The sequence below is a fragment of the Acinetobacter sp. AHP123 genome (assembly GCF_023757925.1).
Taxonomy (GTDB): domain Bacteria; phylum Pseudomonadota; class Gammaproteobacteria; order Pseudomonadales; family Moraxellaceae; genus Acinetobacter; species Acinetobacter oleivorans.
Window position 1 is genome coordinate 3,069,785 of record NZ_CP092454.1, and the last position, 19,898, is coordinate 3,089,682.

General features: G+C 38.0%; 21 protein-coding genes. 15 read left to right on the forward strand and 6 right to left on the reverse strand.

The window, feature by feature from the left end; translation table 11 throughout:
- Nucleotides 1-40 precede the first annotated feature (40 nt).
- On the forward strand, nucleotides 41-898 hold the full coding sequence (locus tag MJX77_RS14635) for an SDR family oxidoreductase (RefSeq protein ID WP_252059481.1): 858 nt from the start codon (nucleotides 41-43) through the stop codon (nucleotides 896-898).
- A gap of 137 nt (nucleotides 899-1,035) precedes the next feature.
- Here MJX77_RS14635 and MJX77_RS14640 read toward each other — a convergent pair whose 3' ends face one another.
- Both MJX77_RS14640 and MJX77_RS14645 read right to left on the reverse strand, forming a co-directional pair.
- Nucleotides 1,036-1,509: a hypothetical protein gene (locus tag MJX77_RS14640; protein WP_353619248.1), complete on the reverse strand. Its 474-nt coding sequence runs from the start codon at nucleotides 1,507-1,509 to the stop codon at nucleotides 1,036-1,038.
- 117 nt (nucleotides 1,510-1,626) lie between these two features.
- Entirely contained in the window at nucleotides 1,627-2,712 is a 1,086-nt protein-coding gene (locus tag MJX77_RS14645; protein WP_252059483.1) for a hypothetical protein, read from the reverse strand.
- Nucleotides 2,713-2,905: 193 nt separating this feature from the next.
- Between MJX77_RS14645 and MJX77_RS14650 the strand changes: the two genes are divergently transcribed.
- Together MJX77_RS14650 and MJX77_RS14655 are read left to right on the forward strand one after the other, a co-directional pair.
- Nucleotides 2,906-3,541, forward strand: a complete 636-nt coding sequence (locus MJX77_RS14650) for a TetR/AcrR family transcriptional regulator (protein ID WP_252059484.1) — start codon at nucleotides 2,906-2,908, stop codon at nucleotides 3,539-3,541.
- Between the two features lie 199 nt (nucleotides 3,542-3,740).
- Nucleotides 3,741-3,995: a protein L gene (locus MJX77_RS14655; protein ID WP_100192777.1), complete on the forward strand. Its 255-nt coding sequence runs from the start codon at nucleotides 3,741-3,743 to the stop codon at nucleotides 3,993-3,995.
- A 43-nt stretch (nucleotides 3,996-4,038) separates the two neighbouring features.
- On the opposite strand, the gene MJX77_RS14660 is transcribed toward MJX77_RS14655, so the two are convergent.
- Together MJX77_RS14660 and MJX77_RS14665 are read right to left on the reverse strand one after the other, a co-directional pair.
- Nucleotides 4,039-4,410, reverse strand: a complete 372-nt coding sequence (locus MJX77_RS14660) for a hypothetical protein (protein ID WP_145994037.1) — start codon at nucleotides 4,408-4,410, stop codon at nucleotides 4,039-4,041.
- 403 nt (nucleotides 4,411-4,813) lie between these two features.
- Entirely contained in the window at nucleotides 4,814-5,725 is a 912-nt protein-coding gene (locus tag MJX77_RS14665) for a LysR family transcriptional regulator (RefSeq protein ID WP_252059485.1), read from the reverse strand.
- 417 nt (nucleotides 5,726-6,142) lie between these two features.
- On the opposite strand from MJX77_RS14665, the gene MJX77_RS14670 reads away from it, so the two are divergent.
- From MJX77_RS14670 to MJX77_RS14730, 12 genes are all read left to right on the forward strand, one after another.
- Nucleotides 6,143-7,444 (forward strand): cation:dicarboxylate symporter family transporter, encoded by a 1,302-nt coding sequence (locus MJX77_RS14670; RefSeq protein ID WP_125698737.1) that lies wholly within the window; start codon nucleotides 6,143-6,145, stop codon nucleotides 7,442-7,444.
- 51 nt (nucleotides 7,445-7,495) lie between these two features.
- On the forward strand, nucleotides 7,496-8,059 hold the full coding sequence (locus MJX77_RS14675; RefSeq protein WP_252059486.1) for a carboxymuconolactone decarboxylase family protein: 564 nt from the start codon (nucleotides 7,496-7,498) through the stop codon (nucleotides 8,057-8,059).
- A 1-nt stretch (nucleotide 8,060) separates the two neighbouring features.
- Nucleotides 8,061-8,879, forward strand: coding sequence for an SDR family NAD(P)-dependent oxidoreductase (locus MJX77_RS14680; RefSeq protein ID WP_170249771.1), 819 nt, complete (start codon nucleotides 8,061-8,063; stop codon nucleotides 8,877-8,879).
- A gap of 79 nt (nucleotides 8,880-8,958) precedes the next feature.
- A complete protein-coding gene (locus MJX77_RS14685) occupies nucleotides 8,959-9,798 on the forward strand; it encodes an amidohydrolase family protein (RefSeq protein WP_252059487.1) in 840 nt (279 codons plus the stop codon).
- A 62-nt stretch (nucleotides 9,799-9,860) separates the two neighbouring features.
- The gene (locus tag MJX77_RS14690) at nucleotides 9,861-10,634 is read left to right on the forward strand and encodes a substrate-binding domain-containing protein (RefSeq protein ID WP_252059488.1); all 774 of its coding nucleotides are present in this window, start codon (nucleotides 9,861-9,863) and stop codon (nucleotides 10,632-10,634) included.
- Nucleotides 10,635-10,643: 9 nt separating this feature from the next.
- On the forward strand, nucleotides 10,644-11,555 hold the full coding sequence (locus MJX77_RS14695) for an alpha/beta fold hydrolase (protein WP_252059489.1): 912 nt from the start codon (nucleotides 10,644-10,646) through the stop codon (nucleotides 11,553-11,555).
- Between the two features lie 63 nt (nucleotides 11,556-11,618).
- A complete protein-coding gene (locus MJX77_RS14700) occupies nucleotides 11,619-12,551 on the forward strand; it encodes an alpha/beta fold hydrolase (RefSeq protein ID WP_033847748.1) in 933 nt (310 codons plus the stop codon).
- A gap of 81 nt (nucleotides 12,552-12,632) precedes the next feature.
- Nucleotides 12,633-13,304: a 3-oxoacid CoA-transferase subunit A gene (locus tag MJX77_RS14705; protein ID WP_252059490.1), complete on the forward strand. Its 672-nt coding sequence runs from the start codon at nucleotides 12,633-12,635 to the stop codon at nucleotides 13,302-13,304.
- Nucleotides 13,305-13,322: 18 nt separating this feature from the next.
- Nucleotides 13,323-13,976 (forward strand): 3-oxoacid CoA-transferase subunit B, encoded by a 654-nt coding sequence (locus tag MJX77_RS14710; RefSeq protein ID WP_017398388.1) that lies wholly within the window; start codon nucleotides 13,323-13,325, stop codon nucleotides 13,974-13,976.
- A 12-nt stretch (nucleotides 13,977-13,988) separates the two neighbouring features.
- A complete protein-coding gene (pcaF, locus tag MJX77_RS14715) occupies nucleotides 13,989-15,203 on the forward strand; it encodes a 3-oxoadipyl-CoA thiolase (protein WP_252059491.1) in 1,215 nt (404 codons plus the stop codon).
- Between the two features lie 13 nt (nucleotides 15,204-15,216).
- The gene (catC, locus tag MJX77_RS14720; RefSeq protein WP_252059492.1) at nucleotides 15,217-15,507 is read left to right on the forward strand and encodes a muconolactone Delta-isomerase; all 291 of its coding nucleotides are present in this window, start codon (nucleotides 15,217-15,219) and stop codon (nucleotides 15,505-15,507) included.
- A gap of 772 nt (nucleotides 15,508-16,279) precedes the next feature.
- On the forward strand, nucleotides 16,280-16,834 hold the full coding sequence (locus MJX77_RS14730) for a TetR/AcrR family transcriptional regulator (protein ID WP_252059493.1): 555 nt from the start codon (nucleotides 16,280-16,282) through the stop codon (nucleotides 16,832-16,834).
- Between the two features lie 747 nt (nucleotides 16,835-17,581).
- On the opposite strand, the gene MJX77_RS14735 is transcribed toward MJX77_RS14730, so the two are convergent.
- Entirely contained in the window at nucleotides 17,582-18,682 is a 1,101-nt protein-coding gene (locus MJX77_RS14735; protein WP_252059494.1) for an ABC transporter substrate-binding protein, read from the reverse strand.
- Nucleotides 18,683-18,754: 72 nt separating this feature from the next.
- Nucleotides 18,755-19,708, reverse strand: a complete 954-nt coding sequence (locus tag MJX77_RS14740) for a TauD/TfdA dioxygenase family protein (RefSeq protein ID WP_252059495.1) — start codon at nucleotides 19,706-19,708, stop codon at nucleotides 18,755-18,757.
- Nucleotides 19,709-19,898: the final 190 nt, after the last annotated feature.

The window sequence follows — 19,898 nt, forward strand, 5'->3', positions numbered from 1 at the left end:
CATGATTGGAATATATCAACTACATCAAGTGGAGATTAACATGCGTATTGCAATTACTGGCGCCTCAGGTCAGCTCGGCCAACTTATTATTTCTCAATTACTCGAACGAACTGAGGCAAAAAATATTGTGGCATTAGTGCGCAATCCAGAAAAAGCAGCAGAATTAAGTTCAAAAGGGATCGAAGTTCGTGCTTTTGACTATGCTCATAATGCAGATGAACTTTCAGTTCAATTATCAGGTATTGATAAGCTTTTATTAATCTCATCGAGTGAAATTGGTCAACGGACAGTACAGCACCAAAATGTGATTGATGCAGCAAAACTTGCAAACGTAAAATTTATTGCTTATACGAGTTTATTAAAAGCAGATATATCACCGCTTCTATTAGCCCAAGAACATATTGAGACTGAACAATATTTAAAAGCAGCGAATATTCCGTATACAGTATTACGGAATAACTGGTACAGCGAAAACTATGCAATGGGACTTGCACAAGCGGTCGAACAAGGCAAAATTTTTGGGGCAACGCATCACGGTAAAATTGCTTCAGCTTCGCGCTTAGATTATGCGACTGCTGCCGCTGTAGTATTAACTCAAGAAGGGCATGAAAATAAAGTATATGAACTCGCTGGTGATACGAGTTATACCCTTGATGATGTAGCAAGATGGACAAGTGAAATCACTAAACAAGATGTAACTTATCAAGATTTATCGGAAGAGGAATATAAGGAGCTCTTGATACAAGTGGGTCTACCAGAAGGTTTTGCGAGTATATTAGCTAACTCAGATGAAGGTGTATCTAAAGATGCTTTATATAGTGATAGCAAAGACCTGCACAAATTAATTGGTCGTACCACTACAAGTATGCAAGAAACTATTAAAGAATTTTTATCTTAAGATGGTGTATAGCTTTATCTAAAAACAAAAAGGCTTAAGTTTTATGATTTGGGCCTTTTTCATATTTTAATAAATAAAAGAGATAAGTTTATTTTAATGGGGAACTTAAAAAAGAATTTATTTACCCGTTATGTTACTTATTTAAGAATTAAAAATTTATTTGTAGTGAAATTTTGAATAAATAAAGATTTTTTAAGAGGGCAGATCAACGCTTTTCGATTCATGATTCCATAAATTAAATATACATATTCTTGCGACGAGCCAACTAGTGCAAAGAGCTGATCTTGTTGATCAATACCAATCAGTATTTCATTACTTAAATTTAACAGATCAAAAGGCGATGCATTTTTTTTTGCCTCAACTGATATATTGAAATTCTCGAAAGTTTTCTTGATATCAAGTAAGGAATAATGGAAATTTTTCAGATTTCGTTGAGCCTGCAGATAAACAGTAATAAGGTCTAAATCTATTTGTTTATCGTATTTTGCAGCAATTGCGGAAGCGATAATAAAAGCGATGTTTGAACTATTTGACTCTATTGAGCCTACTTTAAGTTTAGAAATAGCACTCTGGATATTATCAGGTATATGTTGGACTGAAGCTGAGCACATATTTATTGACCTATAGACTGTGGTAGCTTGGGTTGTATTTAGCCCTGCTAATAATGATATAAAAACGATGAGTTTTTTTAATTTAATGGTCATATAAAGGTTCGAACGCAATTTTACTTAGCAAAACTTTAAGTTCCCGTAGCAGTTTTTAATACCTACCTGTCCAGAGTCGATAGGATTAATAATTAACTCTCGACCAACTAAACCTCCGAGTGCTTCCCCAAGTCCAACATCAATCCGCTGTTGTGTCTCGATATCAGTAAGAATAACTTTCGGTAAGGAAAGCCACCATCCAGGTTGAGCAGCTACAGTATTTTCGAAGCTACCAGAACTTATGTTTTGCCACTGGATCGCTTGTTTTTGTAAAGATAGTGATGTGTCACTAGTAGGAATTGTTCCTGCTGCATCCTGAGCTAGTAAAATCTCGTGGAAACCAGATAAAGGATAATCTTTTAATGTGGCATTACTTAGAGTTAAACCTAAAGGTAGATCTAAGATACCTAATAGTTTTAGTGGACCAGTTTTAGCTACTACATTATCCAGCGTTGCTGTTGTAGAGCGGTTAAGAATAAGCGGTTTGTTATAATCATTAATATGTGCTTCTGTAGTGATCAATCCATTTTCAATCACTACATTCTTCAGAACAGTATTCGTAAGTGTTAAATTCAAATCACCAGATAAAGAGTTAATGCCTGCTGTGTCATCAGCTAATGTTGTTAAATCTGTATTTGATCCCAATCCAAGTTTGCCTAATATGCCTAATGCCCCAAGGCGAAAGCCGACAATTTCTCGAGTAGAAGCTTTGTCCGGCGATTTTATAGCAAACTCGATAAAAGGATTAGTAATAACTGCATCTGATCCTGCATAGCTGCCATTTACGGGGAGGACACCTGCTAAACTAATATTTTCAATATCAATGTCACAACCCACTCCTTTAGTTCCACCGCAACCTAGCTGTAAACGTTTAATATTTGCATTTAACTCTACTTGTGCTTCCATTCCGAGACGATAAAAACCTACATCTGTATTTGGATTACCACTTTGATTAGCTGCAATATTGGTTAGATTAAATAATGCTTGACCAGTTATGCTTGCTAAACTTTTATCATCTAAGGCATTAAGTTCGGCATTTACAAGAGAACTGACCAACATTAATGGTATTGTAAATAAGAAAGCCTGTTTTATACTTCTAAAATTGTTCATACCAGCTCCTTGGCTTAAAGGTTATTTTCATAGGCTTAGTGTTTTTCTTGAAATTCTTCACTAAGGAATATGTGTATTAAGCAGCTCTACTGAACGAGAATTATGATTGGGTCTTTTATGAGACTTAAACAACAATAGTGACATAATGTGTTCAGTGCACACATTATGCTGGTGTTATGTGCGCGGTGTCAACATGCCTTTAAAGCAATCTGAAAATTTAAGTCAAAAATCAAATTATCATCATGGAAATGTACGTGAAGAATTACTAAATGCAGGATTAGTTCATCTAGAAAATAATGATGTAGAGAGCCTTAGTTTCAGAGAAATGGCAAGAAAAATTGGGGTAAGTGCCAATGCTGTATATCGTCATTTTGAAAACAAAGATAGTTTTTTGGCTGCATTAGCAGCCAAAGGATTCCAACGCTTACAAGAAGAGCAAAGTCAAACATTGCAAGGTGCTAGTTCTCCTACTGAAGCTTTAAAATTATTTGGTTTGGCCTATATTAACTTCGCAAAAAATAATCGTAATCTCTTTGGTTTGATGTTTAATCCTGAATTACAAAGAAATGAAGTTATTGAGTTAAAAGAGGCCGTAGATAGTACATATTCGCAGTTACACCGATTAACAGCTTCAATATTAGGTGTTAACGAAAATGATGCTCAAGTCGAAGTATTAGCCATGTTAAGTTGTAGCCTTGTACATGGGTTGTCTCATCTTTTACTGGAAGGGCGTTTGGCTGAATCAGAAGAAAAAGCAAATAATTTAGTTTTATCAATTATGAATTATGCTACAGGTTTACTTGCTTCTTCGTCACAGATAAATAATTAAATTAGTTCGATAATTAGATCTAAAGGTTGGGCTTTGTTGCATAACTCTAATCTGAGGTGCAACAAAGTAGTTTATGAACTTAGAGAATTTAATATAAAATGCAGTTATGCGACATGACTAATTTTTTTTAATACTATCTTGTATTTCTTTAATTAATACCAATAAAAGTATTTCCATAATAATTTTGAGAGTAGTAAAAATGGCGGGGATTCGTAGCGGTACTGACTTAACACCACTTACTTGGAGTGGGTTTGATACAGTTTATAAACCTGGAGATACAGTACCATTATCTGGTATTTATAAATGCAAAAACTGTAAAAGAGAGATTACGTCAAATGCACATCCACAAGATAATACTTTTCCTCCACACAACAGTGCTAGCACTTGTAATAATGCCCAATGGAAAGCACACGTACTAACTGATACTAACGGTAATGGGTTTGCCAAGAGTTAGTAGAAAAGGAGTCCATACAATTTAATTGGGGACTCTTGTATCATTATTGCTGATTTGATTTTTGATAATCAGCAATTGCTTTGATTGCTTTACGAACAGAAAATTCTTGCTCTTGTTGATTTGAAAATATGACAGCAAAACATATGGTTGTTACATGTTGTCCATAATTTTCTCTTACAGTTTGTACACCTTTAAAGCCAATAATTTCTAAATTAGCAAATTTTCCTGATTCATAATTGCTGTATTGACAGTATTTTATGAAAATTTCTTTTAATTCCTCGAAATTTTGACCGCTATGAATGATGGTCTTGGATTCATAAATATTTTGAGCGATTTGATTATAGTGATTTTGAGCATCACCTTGTGTTGAAAACAAAGTTGGACGACTATCTAGTTTAACTTTTTTACCTGCCATCTTTTTTGCTACCATTAATAGTTTTAAATTATTTAGGGATAATTACATTTCCACTTGCGCCAACTTCAATACCTTGCTCATCACAAAATATGAACAAGTTCACTATCTCTAATCGGCAGTTGTCCTGTCTGAATAAATATATTATTCTTTTGAATAACTTTTTTCTCAATACTTGTTGCTCTTGATCTTTCAAGTGAACACATTGAACTATCTTTAAATTCCAATAGTCCACATGTGGACATGTTTCCAATAATACTTGCATTTTTGTATGCATATTTGCAATGACTTAAATTGTGTTGGAACTTATCAAAATGAACATAATTACTTTTAAAAATAATCTTGATTTTAGACAAGCTGATATTTAGTTTATTTAACCAAAAATGACGATTATTTAAGAAAAAATTTATTTATAGCTATTTATAACGAACCTAATCACTTCTTGTACATCCAAAATAGCTTTGTCTTTTAGAGATGTTTTTCTACATGAAAGAACCATCGGGTAGGTCGGTATCGAAATTGGACATTTTGTATAAATCAATGAGGGTACAATTTCAGAAATTTTTCTTGCAGCGTGGGTGGGAAGTGTACAAACCGTTCCTTTCCTTTTTAATAACCAAGGAATAGCTGCGAAATGAGAGGTGGATGCAAATATATGTCTGGTTTTATTTAATTTTGTTAAGTGTTCGTCAACTATTCCGATCTGTGCGGTATTAGAAATTAATAGATGTTCAAAACTTAAAAACTTTTCCAAGGTCAGTTCAACTGCATCTTCAGGGTTAGTGACTAAACAAGAATAATCACCTAAAACCATTAATTCTCGATACAAAGAGTGGTAGTAGATTCCACCAGAAGTCACTCCAATATCAACATTATGTTTTACTAACATTTCAGCAATAATATGCATATATGTCTGTTTAATCACGATTCTATAATGTGGAAATTTTAATTTAACTTGTTCAATAATTTCTTGTGCAAATGCAATTTCAAAATCATCTGACATACCAAGAGTAATAATTCGCTGCTGTAAGTTATTGGCATTATTAGGTAGAGATAGCAGAGTTTCTCTAAAAATATTTAAGGCATTGCTGACTAATGGTTTTAAAGCATGAGCTTTAGTGGTTGGCGCAAGTCCTCGACCAGTCCGCTGAAAAAGGGGATCTTGATAAATGTCTCTAAGTCGTCTTAAAGATGCACTGACCGCAGACTGAGTAATTCCTAAACGTTCCGCTGCACGAGAAGCATTCTGCTCTTCATATAGGACTTCAAAGCACTTCAAAAGATTTAAGTCGATTTGTACGATATTAATTTCATTCATATCTGATAGTGTTTAAATCCTATTCCATTAAGGTGGTGATTATATAACAATGAACTCAGACGTAATGAACGGAACTTATTTGGAAAGTGATAGATAAGGTTCTTATTTACGTGATGCTTTATCAAAAGATATCAATATTTTGGTCAAAAGCTATTGATATCATTATTGATTTTTAACCTGATCTAGGGAATCGGATTGGTCAGGTTTATTTGGAAAAATATGATTAAGGACTGATTCTATGACAGATTATCTTTTAAATCTAGCTTTTCGATGAGTTAATCATTCTAGACAATTGAACCCCCCGTTAAATTTAAATCTAAACACATATGAATGTTGTTTATAGGGGATTCGTTTGCCAAAAAATGCAGGGATGTGTTCAAGCACAAGCATTTTAAAGTTTCGATATAGGAATTCGACATGTTAAAAAAACTACATGTGCAGGTAATTATTGCAATTATTGCTGCCATTATTTTGGGTTTAGTCTCCCCTGAATGGGCAAAGGCAATGAAGCCATTAGGTCAAGCATTTATTGCTTTACTAAAAATGCTTTTAGCTCCTTTGATTTTTCTTACTTTGGTTCATGGTTTAACTCATATTAAAGATATGAAAAAACTGGGCCGTTTGGGTGTTAAGTCGCTTATTTATTTTGAAGTACTAACAACTGTAGCAATGCTGATTGGCTTTGTATTTGTCAATGTGTTGCAACCTGGTTTAGGTCTACATGCAACCGACCTAGCCGAACCTGACGCAGCAAAGGGCTCAGCAACGCTTTCAGCGGTTGATTTCTTCTTAAATATGATTCCCCATACCATCGTAGATGCTTTTGCGACTGGAAACGTATTACAAGTATTGGTGGTTTCAATTTTAGCGGGCATGGCTATCAATTTATGTTGTGGTCCAGACTCTGTCATTGTTAAAGGAATTGATGAAGCACAAACCATCTTGTTCAAGATGCTCGGCTTTATCATGAAGCTTGCTCCACTCGGTGCATTTGGTGCAATGTCGGCTGCAATTGGTAGTTACGGCGGTGAAACACTTATTTATTTAATGAAATTAATTGGTGTTTTCTACGCAGCGTGCTTCTTCTTTATCGTATTTGCTCTTGGCACAGTTACGTGGATTATTGGTCTACCTTTCCTCACCATTTTAAAAGTGATTCGTGACGAAATACTTTTGGTATTCGGTACAGCATCTGGTGAAGTTGCCTTTCCTAAACTGATTGAAAAACTCAAGAAAACTGGTTGTGATGAAGCCGTTGTCGGGTTCGTATTACCTACAGGTTATAGCTTTAACTTAGATGGCACAGCTTTATATATGGCAATTGCTGTGGGCTTTATCGCACAAGCGACTGACACGCCTTTGAGCTTAATCGACCAACTGGTTCTATTAGCAATTTTAAGCTTTACCTCGAAAGGTGGAACTACTGTTGCTGGCGGTGCCTTTATTAAGTTGGCGGCGACTTTACAGTCTGTAAAAACTTTACCGTTAGGTGGTTTGGGACTGTTATTTGGTGTTGACCGAATTATGGCAACCATCATGGCAATTACCAACATTATTGGAAACACGCTTGCGGTCTATGCAGTCGCTCGTTGGGAAAATGCTTTCGATGCTGACGCCTTTGAAAAACAAACAGGGAAGAGACCTAAACGTAGTTTGCTACGGGCGAAAGATTCTTTGGTAGAGACACCATTAGCTTCTGATTCAAATCAATCAAGTTAAGTTTTAGATAAATCCCATTAATTATCTCAACTTCTTATATCGAGAATAGACATGCGTTTAAAAGCTATCGACCCAGAACATTTAACTGCTGAACAACAGGTTGTATTCGATGCAATTGCAAGTGGTCCACGTAAAGGTGTACGAGGTCCTTTAGCGATTTGGTTGCATCATCCCAAGTTAGCAAATTTAGCCCAAAGTCTTGGTCAATATTGCCGATACGATAGCTGTTTAGAGCCGCGTTTGAGTGAATTAGCCATCTTACTAATGGGTAGACACTGGCTCGCTGAATATGAATGGGCTGCCCATAAACCTTATGCAATTGAGGCTGGCCTAAGTACAGACGTCATTGAAGCAATTCGTTTAGGTGAGAAACCTGCGTTTATTCATAAAGATGAACAATTAATTTATCAGTTCATTTGTGAGCTTCATGAAACTAAAAGGGTGTCTGAACAGATCTATAGAGAAATAGAGCAACTACTTGGAACAGATACCTTAATTGATTTGGTCGCGATAGCAGGTTATTACACCCTGATTTCTATGACGATTAATGTTTTCGAAGTTCCACCCCCAGCAGGTGTAACTCCTGAATTACCAACCCCAGAAGTAGGAATTTAATATGTTTGATGAAATTAATCCTCAAGGACGTTTGAAAGATAAAGTTGCAATCATTACGGGTGCCGGTTGTGTTGGTCCAGGTTGGGGAAATGGTCGTGCAGCGGCAGTACTTTTTGCAAAAGCAGGGGCAAAAATTTTTGCTGTAGATCGTTCGATTGATGCAATGCAAGAGACTTTAAATCGTATTCAAAACTTCGGTGGTGAAGTGACACCTTTTGCATGTGATGTGACTGACAGTGAGTCAGTTCAAACCATGGTTGAAGCCTGTGTAGAGAAATATGGTCGTGTCGATATTTTAGTGAATAACGTAGGTGGTTCTGCCGCTGGTGGAGCTGTTGCGTTATCAGAAGAAGCTTGGAACAAACAACTCGACTTAAATTTAAAAAGCGTCTTTTTAACTTGTAAGCACACCATTCCATATATGGAGCAACAAGGCGGTGGTTCGATTGTAAATACGGCTTCAACTTCTGGAATCCGTTTTACAGGTGCTCCGCAAGTTGCCTATGCCGCAAGTAAAGCCGCGATTATTCAATTATCAAAAGTGACTGCTGTCGAATATGCCCCTAAAGGAATACGCGTAAACACTGTCTTGCCTGGTCAATTACATACCCCGATGGTTGAGGTTCGTTTAGCAGGACAACGTACTGGCGGTGACGTCGATCAATTGCTTGAAAGTCGTTTAAAACGAATTCCCGCAGGCTTTATGGGAGATGGTCGTGATACAGCTTTTGCTGCTCTGTTTCTAGCAAGTGATGAAGCCCGTTTTGTTACTGGAACAGAAATTGTGGTCGACGGCGGAATGACTGCACGTTGTGATTAAGGTGAATTCTGAGTAACTCCAAATATGTGAGGTACATGGAATATTTGTTGAACCTAATAAGATTTGTTTAGGAAGTACTATGTCATTTAATTTGCCAAAAGGTTCATGGGATTGCCATTTTCATATATACGGACCTTTTGATCGCTTTCCGTTACCTGAAGATGCTGCATATCATCCTGAACCAGCAACATTTAAGCAGTTGCTTGAATTACACAAAAGTTTAGGAATTGAACACGGTGTTTTTGTTCAAGCTGTTGCCTATGGTTCAGATAACTTCATCATTTTAGATGCGATTGAACAAAGTAACTTTAATTATCGAGGAGTTGCTTTAGTAGATCACGATATTACAGATGAACAACTTGTTGAATTAAAGCACGGCGGAATTTGTGGCATTCGCTTTAACATGATGGGGCATTTGCCTGGAAATCATGATCCACAAGCATTACGAGGTTTGGTTGAAAGAGTTGCAAAGCTCGGATTGCATATTCAGATACACGGAAAAATTGAGGATATCTTCCCAGCGATTGAAGCTTGGCAAGACATAGATGTCGATATTGTGATTGATCATATGGCACGACCTAATTTGCTTGATTCACAAGATGCAGAAAATACTTTTAACAAGTTACAACAAGTCATGATTAATCCGAAGCATTGGCTAAAAATTTCCGGAATTGATCGCGCACAGAATGGACAACCTGCCAGCACTTGGGATGCTTCACTGAATTGGGTTCAGAAGTTAATCAAACTTGCACCAAACCGCGTGGTGTGGGGAACAGATTGGCCTCATCCAAATGTAAAGGGTGAGGTTCCTAATGATGATGAGCTTTTAAAGTTTGCATTAAAAGCACTCGATACGCCTGAATTACTACAAGCCGTATTTGTCGATAATCCACGAAATTTATATTTCAGAGAAAATTAATGTTTTAAAACCAATGAAGTATTCATTGACTGAATACTTCTTCACTTAAAAGGAAGTTAAAAATGAGTTTAAAAAAACTAGTCTCAGGAATGGGCTTATCAATTGCTATGGTCGTGCCAGCACATGCAGCGCAATTAAATGTTATTGCATCTGGTTCTTTTCATGGTGCGATGGATACTCTTATTCCAATGTATGAAAAATTAACTGGAAATACGGTTCATATCGAATGGGGTCCATCTGCTGGAAAGTCTCCTGAATCATTACCAATGCGAATTAAAAACAATGAAAAGATGGACTTGGCTATTATTTTGGATGATGCACTTAAATCTAATGAATTAAGTCAAAATTTTGACTTATCTAGTCGTACTGAATTGGCAAATTCAAAAATTGGTTTAGCTGTAAGTAAAGGCACTAAATTGCCACCGTTAAAAAATGAATCAGACCTAAAGGCAGCCTTATTGTCAGCCCAAAAAGTTGCCTACTCTCAAGGTTCAAGTGGTGTCTATATTCGTTCAACACTATTTAAAAAATTGAATATTGAACAAGAAATGCAAACAAAGGGGCTTGAGGTTCCGGGTAAAAAGCTGGTCGGAGAAGTGTTAGCAGAACATCAGGCTGATGTCGGAATGCAACAGATTAGTGAGCTTAAGCATACTAAAGGGATTACCTTTGTTGCACCTTTACCTGAAAGTTTGCAATACGTTAGTAAGTTTTCATCAGTGATTTCTAAAAAGGCTGAACATCCTGAAATCGCAGCTCAATTTGTACAATTTTTAAAATCTAAACAAGCAGCAAGTATTTTGACCAACAGTGGTTTAGAACCAATTGGCAAGTGAGGAATCACCATGAAGAAATACTTAACTGCAATTTTATCGACATCATTGAGCCTGATGGGGTGCTCAAGTCTTGATAGGGTTGAATCTAATATGGATCAAGCAAATTTAATTTCAAATTTCTCTGTTCATAAAAAGCAGATCCAACAAGGTGATGTCTCAATTGAGTTCTATGTACAAGGGAAGGGCCCTGTAATTGTATTACTTCCTTCATTAAGTCGTGGCGCTAGAGATTTTGATATTGTTGCAGATTATCTTGCAAAATCAGGCTTTAAAGTAATACGTCCTGAACCTAGAGGTATCAATGGCAGTACAGGACCTTTAGAGAATTTAACTCTCCATGATTTTGCTGCTGACGTTGCTTTAGTTTTAGATGCTGAAAAAACTGGTCCAGTGGTTGTCGTTGGACATGCCTGGGGAAGTCAGCCTGCACGTATGCTTGCTGCTGATCGACCAGATCTGGTTCGCGGTATTGTCATGGCTGCTGCTTCAGCAGGTAAGTTACCAAAAGATTCAACTGAAAAACCGTATGGGCGTTTACGAGATGCAATTGATAACGCAGGAAATTATAAGCTTCCTCAAGAACAACGTATCACATATCTAAAACAAGCTTTCTTCGCACCTATGAATGATCCACATGTGTGGTTAAACGGTTGGTATGAAAAAAACCATGCTGCTGAAGCTCATGCACGAATTGTAACGCCAATTGATGAGTATTTTTCGGGTGGGAAAACGGTTCCAATCCTTGATTTACAAGGAGAGTACGATGCCGTTGTCGTCAAAAATGTAATGAAAGAGTATTTGCCTGAACGAGTTGTTGAACAGGTCATCAAAAACGCAGGTCATGCGATGGTACCAGAACAACCAGAAGCGATGGCAAATGCGATAGCCAAATTTTCCAAACAAGTTTATTCAGCTAATTAGTTGACTTAAATCTGCTTATTTAATTTTTAAACCACAATCATCTAAAACATGGAGTTGATTAAGATGAACAAAACCTTAGCTATTTTATCTACAGCAATATTATTAGCCACAGCAACGGTTACGGAAGCAAAGCAAACAAACGTTACACCAGCAACGCATACGGCAGCTGCCTCTAAGGTAAGCAATGTGCCTTATGAGATGGTGAAGTATGGTGATGTCTCTATTCAAGCTTATGTACAAGGTAAGGGGCCAACCATTGTGATTATGTCGTCTCTAGGGCGTTCTGTACGTGACTATGACGTAGTTGCACAAGATTTAGTTAAACAAGGCTTTAGAGTGATTCGACCTGAAGTTCGTGGAATTGGTTTAAGCCGTGGTCCAATGGAAAAACTGCATATCCAAGATTATGGAAATGATGTTGCAGCAGTGATCGAACATTTTAAAGCTGGTCCTGCAATTGTAGTCGGTCATGCATGGGGCAATTTCCCAACCCGTATGGTTGCAACGCAACGTCCAGATTTGGTTAAAGGGGTGGTGTTAGCAGGCGCTTCCGCAGGTAAAGTGCCTGAGGGATATAAAGGTAAACCAATTGGTCCTGAAATTCGTGAGGCGATTGATAATGCTGGAAATGAAGAGCTTCCAGAAGCTAAGCGTATTGAATATTTAAAACGTGCATTCTTTGCACCAATGAATGATCCGCGTGTATGGCTAACTGGTTGGCACCACGAAGCACACGATGCACAAGGTTATGCGCGTAATAATACTCCTGTAGATGACTATTTTGCTGCTGGCAAAGCACCAATTTTAGATATTCAACCAGAATATGACACAGTTGCACCTAAACCTTTAAGAGGTGTTTTAAAAGGTGCTTTAGGGGATCGAGTGACGATAGTCGAAATTAAAAATGCAGGTCATGCCTTAGTTCCAGAGCAACCGAAAGCTTTAGCGGATGCCATTGGTAAATTTGCTAAACAACAATTCGCGAAAAAATCATAGTTGTTCCTTAAAGAAACGAACGTTCAAGAACGTTCGTTTCTAATCGATTTTGTGCATTAAGGCTTTAAGAGACTTTTCCATATGATTGACAAAAGTAAGTCCTCTCTTAGCGAGGTACTATCGCAGATTAAAGATGGCGTGACCATCCTGATTGATGGTTTTGGTACCGCAGGACAACCCGCTGAACTCATTGACGGACTAATTGAACTAGGTATTAAAGATTTAACAATTGTCAGCAACAATGCCGGTAATGGTGATTACGGTCTGGCTAAACTGCTTAAAGCTGGTTCGGTTAAAAAAGTGATCTGTTCTTTCCCACGTCAGTCAGACTCTTATGTATTTGATGAGCTGTACCGTGCCGGAAAGGTTGAGCTTGAAGTGGTGCCGCAAGGTAATCTGGCATGTCGTATTCAGGCAGCCGGTATGGGACTTGGGGCGGTATTTACCCCAACAGGCTTCGGAACACTTTTAGCTGAAGGCAAAGAAACTCGCCAGATTGATGGGAAAGATTACGTACTTGAATATCCGATCAAGGCTGACTTTGCCCTGATTAAAGCTTACAAAGGCGACCGCTGGGGCAATCTGGTTTACCGTAAATCTGCACGTAACTTTGGCCCGATTATGGCCATGGCTGCTGATGTCACCATTGCTCAGGTTTCTGAGGTGGTTGAGCTAGGTGGATTAAACCCTGAACACATCATCACCCCAGGTATCTTTGTACAGCACGTTGTACAAGTACAGCCCGCACAGTAAGCAATAAGGAGAAATAACATGAGCTACCAGAAACTCAGCCGTGACCAGATTGCAAAGCGTGTGGCACAAGATATTCCAGATGGTGCCTATGTGAACTTGGGTATTGGCCTACCCACCAAGATTGCCAGCTACCTACCGAATGACAAAGATATTTTTCTTCATTCTGAAAATGGCCTATTGGCTTTTGGCCCACCGCCAGCTGCAGGTGAAGAAGATCCTGAACTGATTAATGCAGGTAAAGAGTTTGTAACCATGCTTGAAGGCGGCAGCTTTTTCCACCATGGCGATTCATTTGCCATGATGCGTGGTGGTCACCTTGATATTGCCGTGCTTGGCGCCTTTCAGGTTGCAGCGAATGGTGACTTGGCGAACTGGCACACGGGTGCACCTGATGCTATTCCTGCGGTAGGTGGTGCGATGGATTTGGCGGTTGGTGCCAAGAAAGTATTTATCACCACAGACCATGTGACCAAACAAGGTGAACCGAAGATTGTCGCTGAGCTAACTTATCCCGTAACAGGCAAACGCTGTGTTGACCGTATTTACACCGATCTTTGTGTGATTGATGTGACTAAAGATGGTTTGAAGGTGATTGAGAAAGTTGAAGGTCTTAGCTTTGATGAGTTACAGGCTTTAACGGGTGCAACTTTGATTGATGCGACTCAAGGGTAAGGAAGTAGGGAAATGACATTAAAAAACGCTTATATCATCGATGCCATCCGTACCCCATTTGGCCGTTATGCCGGTGGTCTTGCGCCTGTCCGTGCCGATGACCTTGGTGCTGTGCCGATTAAAGCGCTCATGCAGCGTAACCCGAATGTAGATTGGGAACAGGTCGATGATGTGATCTACGGCTGTGCTAACCAAGCGGGTGAAGACAACCGTAACGTGGGCCGTATGTCGGCACTGCTTGCAGGTTTACCGTATCAGGTTCCAGCAACCACCATTAACCGTCTCTGTGGTTCTTCACTCGATGCGATTGCTATTGCTGCCCGTGCTATTAAAGCAGGTGAAGCAAACTTGGTGATTGCAGGGGGTGTAGAAAGCATGAGCCGTGCGCCTTATGTGATGGGTAAGTCTGACAGTGCTTTTGGCCGTAGCCAGAAGATTGAAGACACCACTATGGGCTGGCGTTTCATTAACCCTAAACTTAAAGAATTGTATGGTGTAGATACCATGCCCCAGACTGCCGAAAACGTGGCTGAACAGTTTAACGTGAATCGTGCAGATCAGGACCAGTTTGCCTTGGTGAGCCAACAACGCACCGCAAGCGCGCAAGCCAAAGGCTTTTTTTCTAAAGAAATCGTGGCAGTTGAAATCCCTCAGCGTAAGGGGGATGCTGTTGTGATTGATAGCGATGAACATCCACGTGCATCGACCACGCTTGAAGCTTTAAGCAAACTTAAACCTGTTGTAAAAGCAGATGGCACAGTTACTGCGGGTAATGCTTCAGGGATTAATGATGGTGCAGCAGCTCTACTGATTGCTTCTGATGAAGCAGTTCAAGCTTACAACCTAAAACCACGTGCCAAGATCGTTGCTTCAACAGCAGTCGGTGTAGAACCACGCATTATGGGTTTTGCTCCTGCACCAGCCATTAAAAAATTACTTAAACAAGCCAACCTGACTTTAGAGCAGATGGATGTGATTGAGCTGAATGAAGCCTTTGCTGCACAAGCTTTAGCCGTGACCCGTGATTTAGGTTTGCCAGATGATAGCAACAAGGTAAATCCAAACGGTGGTGCGATTGCTTTAGGCCATCCACTTGGTGCATCAGGTGCACGTCTTGTGACCACAGCTTTAAACCAGCTTGAGCAAACAGGTGGTCGTTATGCCTTGTGTTCAATGTGTATTGGTGTAGGCCAAGGCATTGCATTGATTATTGAACGTGTTATTTAAAAGGAAAGAACTAATGCTATTTTACGTACGAAAAGATGTGATTTTATCTAGCCATTTAACTGCGCAGGAAATTGAGGATATTAAAGCAAGAGAACGTGCTTATTCACAAGAAATTCAAAGACAAGGTAAATGTCGCCATTTATGGAGAATTACAGGGCAATATGCAAACATTAGTATTTTTGATGTTGAAAGCAATGAAGAGCTACATAACTTATTACAAGGCTTACCACTTTACCCTTACATGAAAATTGAAGTGATCGCTTTAAATAGGCATCCATCTTCAGTGAGAGAAGGTGATTATTAATAGAAATAATCGTATTGATTGCAAAAATCCGTTTATTGTTTTAATAAACGGATTTTTTTTATAAGGAATAGAAGTATTACTTTAGAAAATATTTATTTAAAATGCCTCATGCAACGTAAACCAATAATTAATTAAATAATTCCCAGCTAGTATGCATTTTTATAAATCTCACTTTCACAATAAATTTTAATTATTTATCCTTACTTTTTAATGATCTATTTTAAAACAAATGTCATTTTGTGTGCTTGACTGCAAGAAGGTTGGGAATTACCATTTGCCTGCTGGCCACATTGCCAGGCAGTTTTGACAGACTGCTCATGAACTTCCGCATCAGAGTTATTCCTTCTGAGGAATAGCCTTGTGTGGTGAACCACTCGTTCCCTCCCGTAGCGGTAGGACGGGAGAGGGACACCTTCGGGTGTGCTAGTTTAAGTTCATGCTAGTCTGTCAACCCTCTTCCGTTCTGCCACCATAATTCTATAAATGTCTGGCAGAACTCCCAATAAAAAGGAGTTGGCTTTGCAAATCCATTATTTCTTGGCAACCTTTGCCAAAAGCTATAACAACACAGCTTAAAACATTTAACGCAGCTTGATCGTCGTAAGGCTTTTTCAGGCTTTAGCTCGTTATTGCTTAAAACTTAGACAATTAAAACTTGAGATGTGCTGCGCACAGTCTTATGGCTTTGCTATGCCTTTTATTTCTCACGAAAAAGGCAGCGGTTTTTATATCTCATTTATATACAACAATAATTTTTTATAATGGTAAAACTATGCCACATTCAGATCTTCCATTTCGTGCTTTAAGCGTACTTCATTCATCAAGATATTTGTTTAACAAATACGGCTTTCATAATGTCGGGGTCGACCGAATTATTGAGGCGGCAAAAATCCCAAAAGCCACGTTTTATAACTACTTTCACTCAAAAGAACGTCTTATTAAAATGTGTCTAACTTTTCAGAAAGATGGCCTTAAACAAGAAGTCATCTCGATTATCTATGTTCAGGAAGACTTATCGCTCGTTGAAAAGCTTCGCAAGCTTTACTTTCTGCATGCAGACTTAGATGGGCTTTACCATTTGTTGTTTAAAGCCATATTTGAGATTGCCAAAACACATCGAGAAGCGTATCAGGTCGTAATTGATTATCGAAACTGGTTGATTAAAGAAATTTATAGTTTGCTGCTAACAACTAATGAAAAAGCCTTAAAACAAGATGCACACATGTTTTTGTTTGTGATTGATGGAGCAATGGTTCAGCTTTTAGACCCAAACAAACCAGATGAGCGGGAGAGATTGCTTGAATATTTTTTGATGCAGTTAGTGTGAGTATTTGAAATGTTATATGTATTGTGGTGATAGAAATCTAAAGAATAGCTGTACACATAAATTATATAAGTTTTTTTTAAATGAGTATAGCTTTTTTAAATATTTTTTAATTAAATTTCAATAGGATATGTCGTGGTTGAAATATTAACCAAAAGCTTAGACAGGCCAAGAATTTTTCTGGTTTGAGTTCCAAATACCATTTATCAGACAAAATGTTTAAAAGGCGATTTAAGGAAAGAAATCTGTATCGCAGTAGCCAGTAGCCAAAAATAAAGCCCGTAAAGGTGATAAAGCGGTAAGTGGCTTACGCGTTCTAACTAGGGCAAATTAAAAATGTAATGACATTTTATAAAAAGCTGCCTAGAAAATTATTCTGGCTAAGATTAGAAATAGGGTTAGTCAGTTTAAGTCGCTAAGCGTGCTAAGGCCTAATAAGTTGCTTGAGCAACAGATACAGTTGCGCAAGCTTTTAATAATTCAGTGTAGTGAAGTATAAACGGCGTAGTAACAATGCAGAGTAGCCAGAGCCTTATATATGGTAGGTTTCCAAATCTTCTATTTAACATAATATACATTATACGAACAGTTATATAATTCATTATTAAGTCCTTGATTTTGTTGCTGTACGTTTAGCTATACTTGTTGCCTCTACAAAGAAACATTAATTATTTTAGAGGCACATTATGCAATTTATAAAAAAAGACCTTTGTTAAGGTCTTTTGGCACAGCTAAATTAATTTAATCATTTTATTTTGATGAGTTCCAATAATTGACGTAATTCAACTGTTGAATCCCTCGTTCGACAAACTCAGCATTTTGCCATTGTTTTACATCAACATCGCGTTTTATCAGTTTGGCCTTTAATGCAGTCTGTACACCTTCTTGTAGATGCCCTAGATAATATTCATCCAAAAGTGGTGAAAAAACTGTTTTTAAGGCTTTGTCTTGTAGACTCAATGCATAGAGTTCTGTTGGTAATCCTGCATTTTTAGTGACAAGTTGAATAGCATTATCGCGGTTTTCAGGCTGTGAAACCCAATGTGCTGATTGTAAAACTGTATTGACCAATGTTTGGACAATTTCAGGATGTTGTTTAATAAATTCACTACGACCCACCAAACCTGATTGAATTGTGCCAGCTCCATCCTGTCTCTGCCCAGTACTCAGAGGAACCTCTACAATTTTCTGTTGTTTGAGCGCTAGAATTGGCATTAAACCCCAGCTAGCATCAATTTGCTTCGCTGCAAGTGCTGCATTGGCCGCAGCAGGATCTAAATTAATAATGCGGAAATCTTTTTCAGTAAAGCCATATCGCTCGATATATTGATCAAACGACAATTGCATAGCAGTTCCTTGAAAAATTGCTATTCGTTTGCCTTTTAACTGTTCGAGACTGGTATATCCTTTATTTGGCAAAACACCCAAATAAGCATCTATGTGCCGACCAGTTGCTACCAGTAATGTGGTATCGATTTGATTCGATTTACCAATAATGGCGGCTAAGTCACCTAAAAAAGCAAAATCTAATTGTTTATTAGCCAAGGCTTCATTGATTACAGGCCCTGCACCTTTAAAAAATTGCCATTCAACCTGAATATTTTTCTTTGCGAATTCTTTTTCAAGTAACTGATTTAAATATATATAATCAACTAATGGTGTGCCGCTACTGTGTCTTTCACTACTGCTTAGATCAGGTACAGCAATTCTAATTTTTACAATGTTTTCAGTCTGATTTGTTGTTTTTGATGGTGCTGATGAAGATGGTTTGAAAATAAACAGTAGCAAAGCAATAAAAATAAGCGCAGGAATAATCCAGATAAATTGATTACGTTTTGATAGTGTGGCCATATCGTTTTTCTCAACAACATATACAACGTCACTGCTTAACGACAGTGACGCTTCGCATGTTTAAAATAGTCTTTAGTTGGCATTTAAAACGGCGTGAAGCTTGGCTTTTTCGAGTTGTTCTGCTGATAAATCTTTGGGCAATGTGGTTTTACCTTTTAAGCCATGCACACCAGTCGTTATTTCACCTGCAAGCGTAATTCGGCGTACAACGCGATGTTGATCGCCATAATCGTTAACTGCATAGTGCTGTGTAGAGCGATTATCCCAAATCACCACATCTCCTTCCTGCCATTGCCAACGCACTGTATTTTCTGGTCGTGTTACTTTTTCTTGTAAAATATTAAATAAAAGCTGTGAATCACTTTGACTGAATCCCACAAGTCTTTTGAAAAAATGTCCAAGTAAGAGGCTTTTCTTGCCCGTTTCTGGATGTAATACGACTACTGGATGCTCTGTCTCATACTTGGTAGATACAAAAATTTTCTTCAGTCTTTCGAGTTGTTCAGGCTCGACATTTTGTTTTGGTCCACCATAATCATATTCATTAGAGTGTACAGCTACCAACTGCTCAGCAAATTGCTGTAAAAGCTCAGGAAGATCTTCATAAGCAGTTTCAGTATTTGCCCAAGTTGTATCGCCACCTGTTTCAGGGATGATTAGGCTTCTCAAGATACTAATTTTAGGATAGGCATCCACAAAAGTTACATCAGTATGCCAAGAATTGGCTCGTGCACCTTTTTGTGAGTCAAGTTCAAAAATAAAATCTGTGCCATCCACCGCTGGTACTGTTGGGTGTTTAACGGGTGAACCAAACAATTCTGCAAATTTTTCTTGTTCTGTGTCCCCCAAATGTTGCTGGCCACGAAAGAACAGTACTTTATGCTCTAGTAGCGCATCGTGTATAAACTGAACTGTAGATGAATCAAGCGCAGAGCTTAAATGAATGCCTGATATTTCAGCCCCAATTCGACCAGTTAATTTTTTAACTTGTAATTGTTGTGCTGGTTTCTGAATAAATGTAGTCATATTAATTTCCTGTCATAATATATGACTGAATTTTTATCAGAAACTGCGGCTTATTCTGTTATTTCAGAGACAATCCATCACGTAAAAAATTATTTTGATATTTAAATAATTAATAACACCCACATATGAAAATTAAATATGAAATTATATTTTTTTGAAATTTGAATAAATTTTAACTCTGATAAGCTGT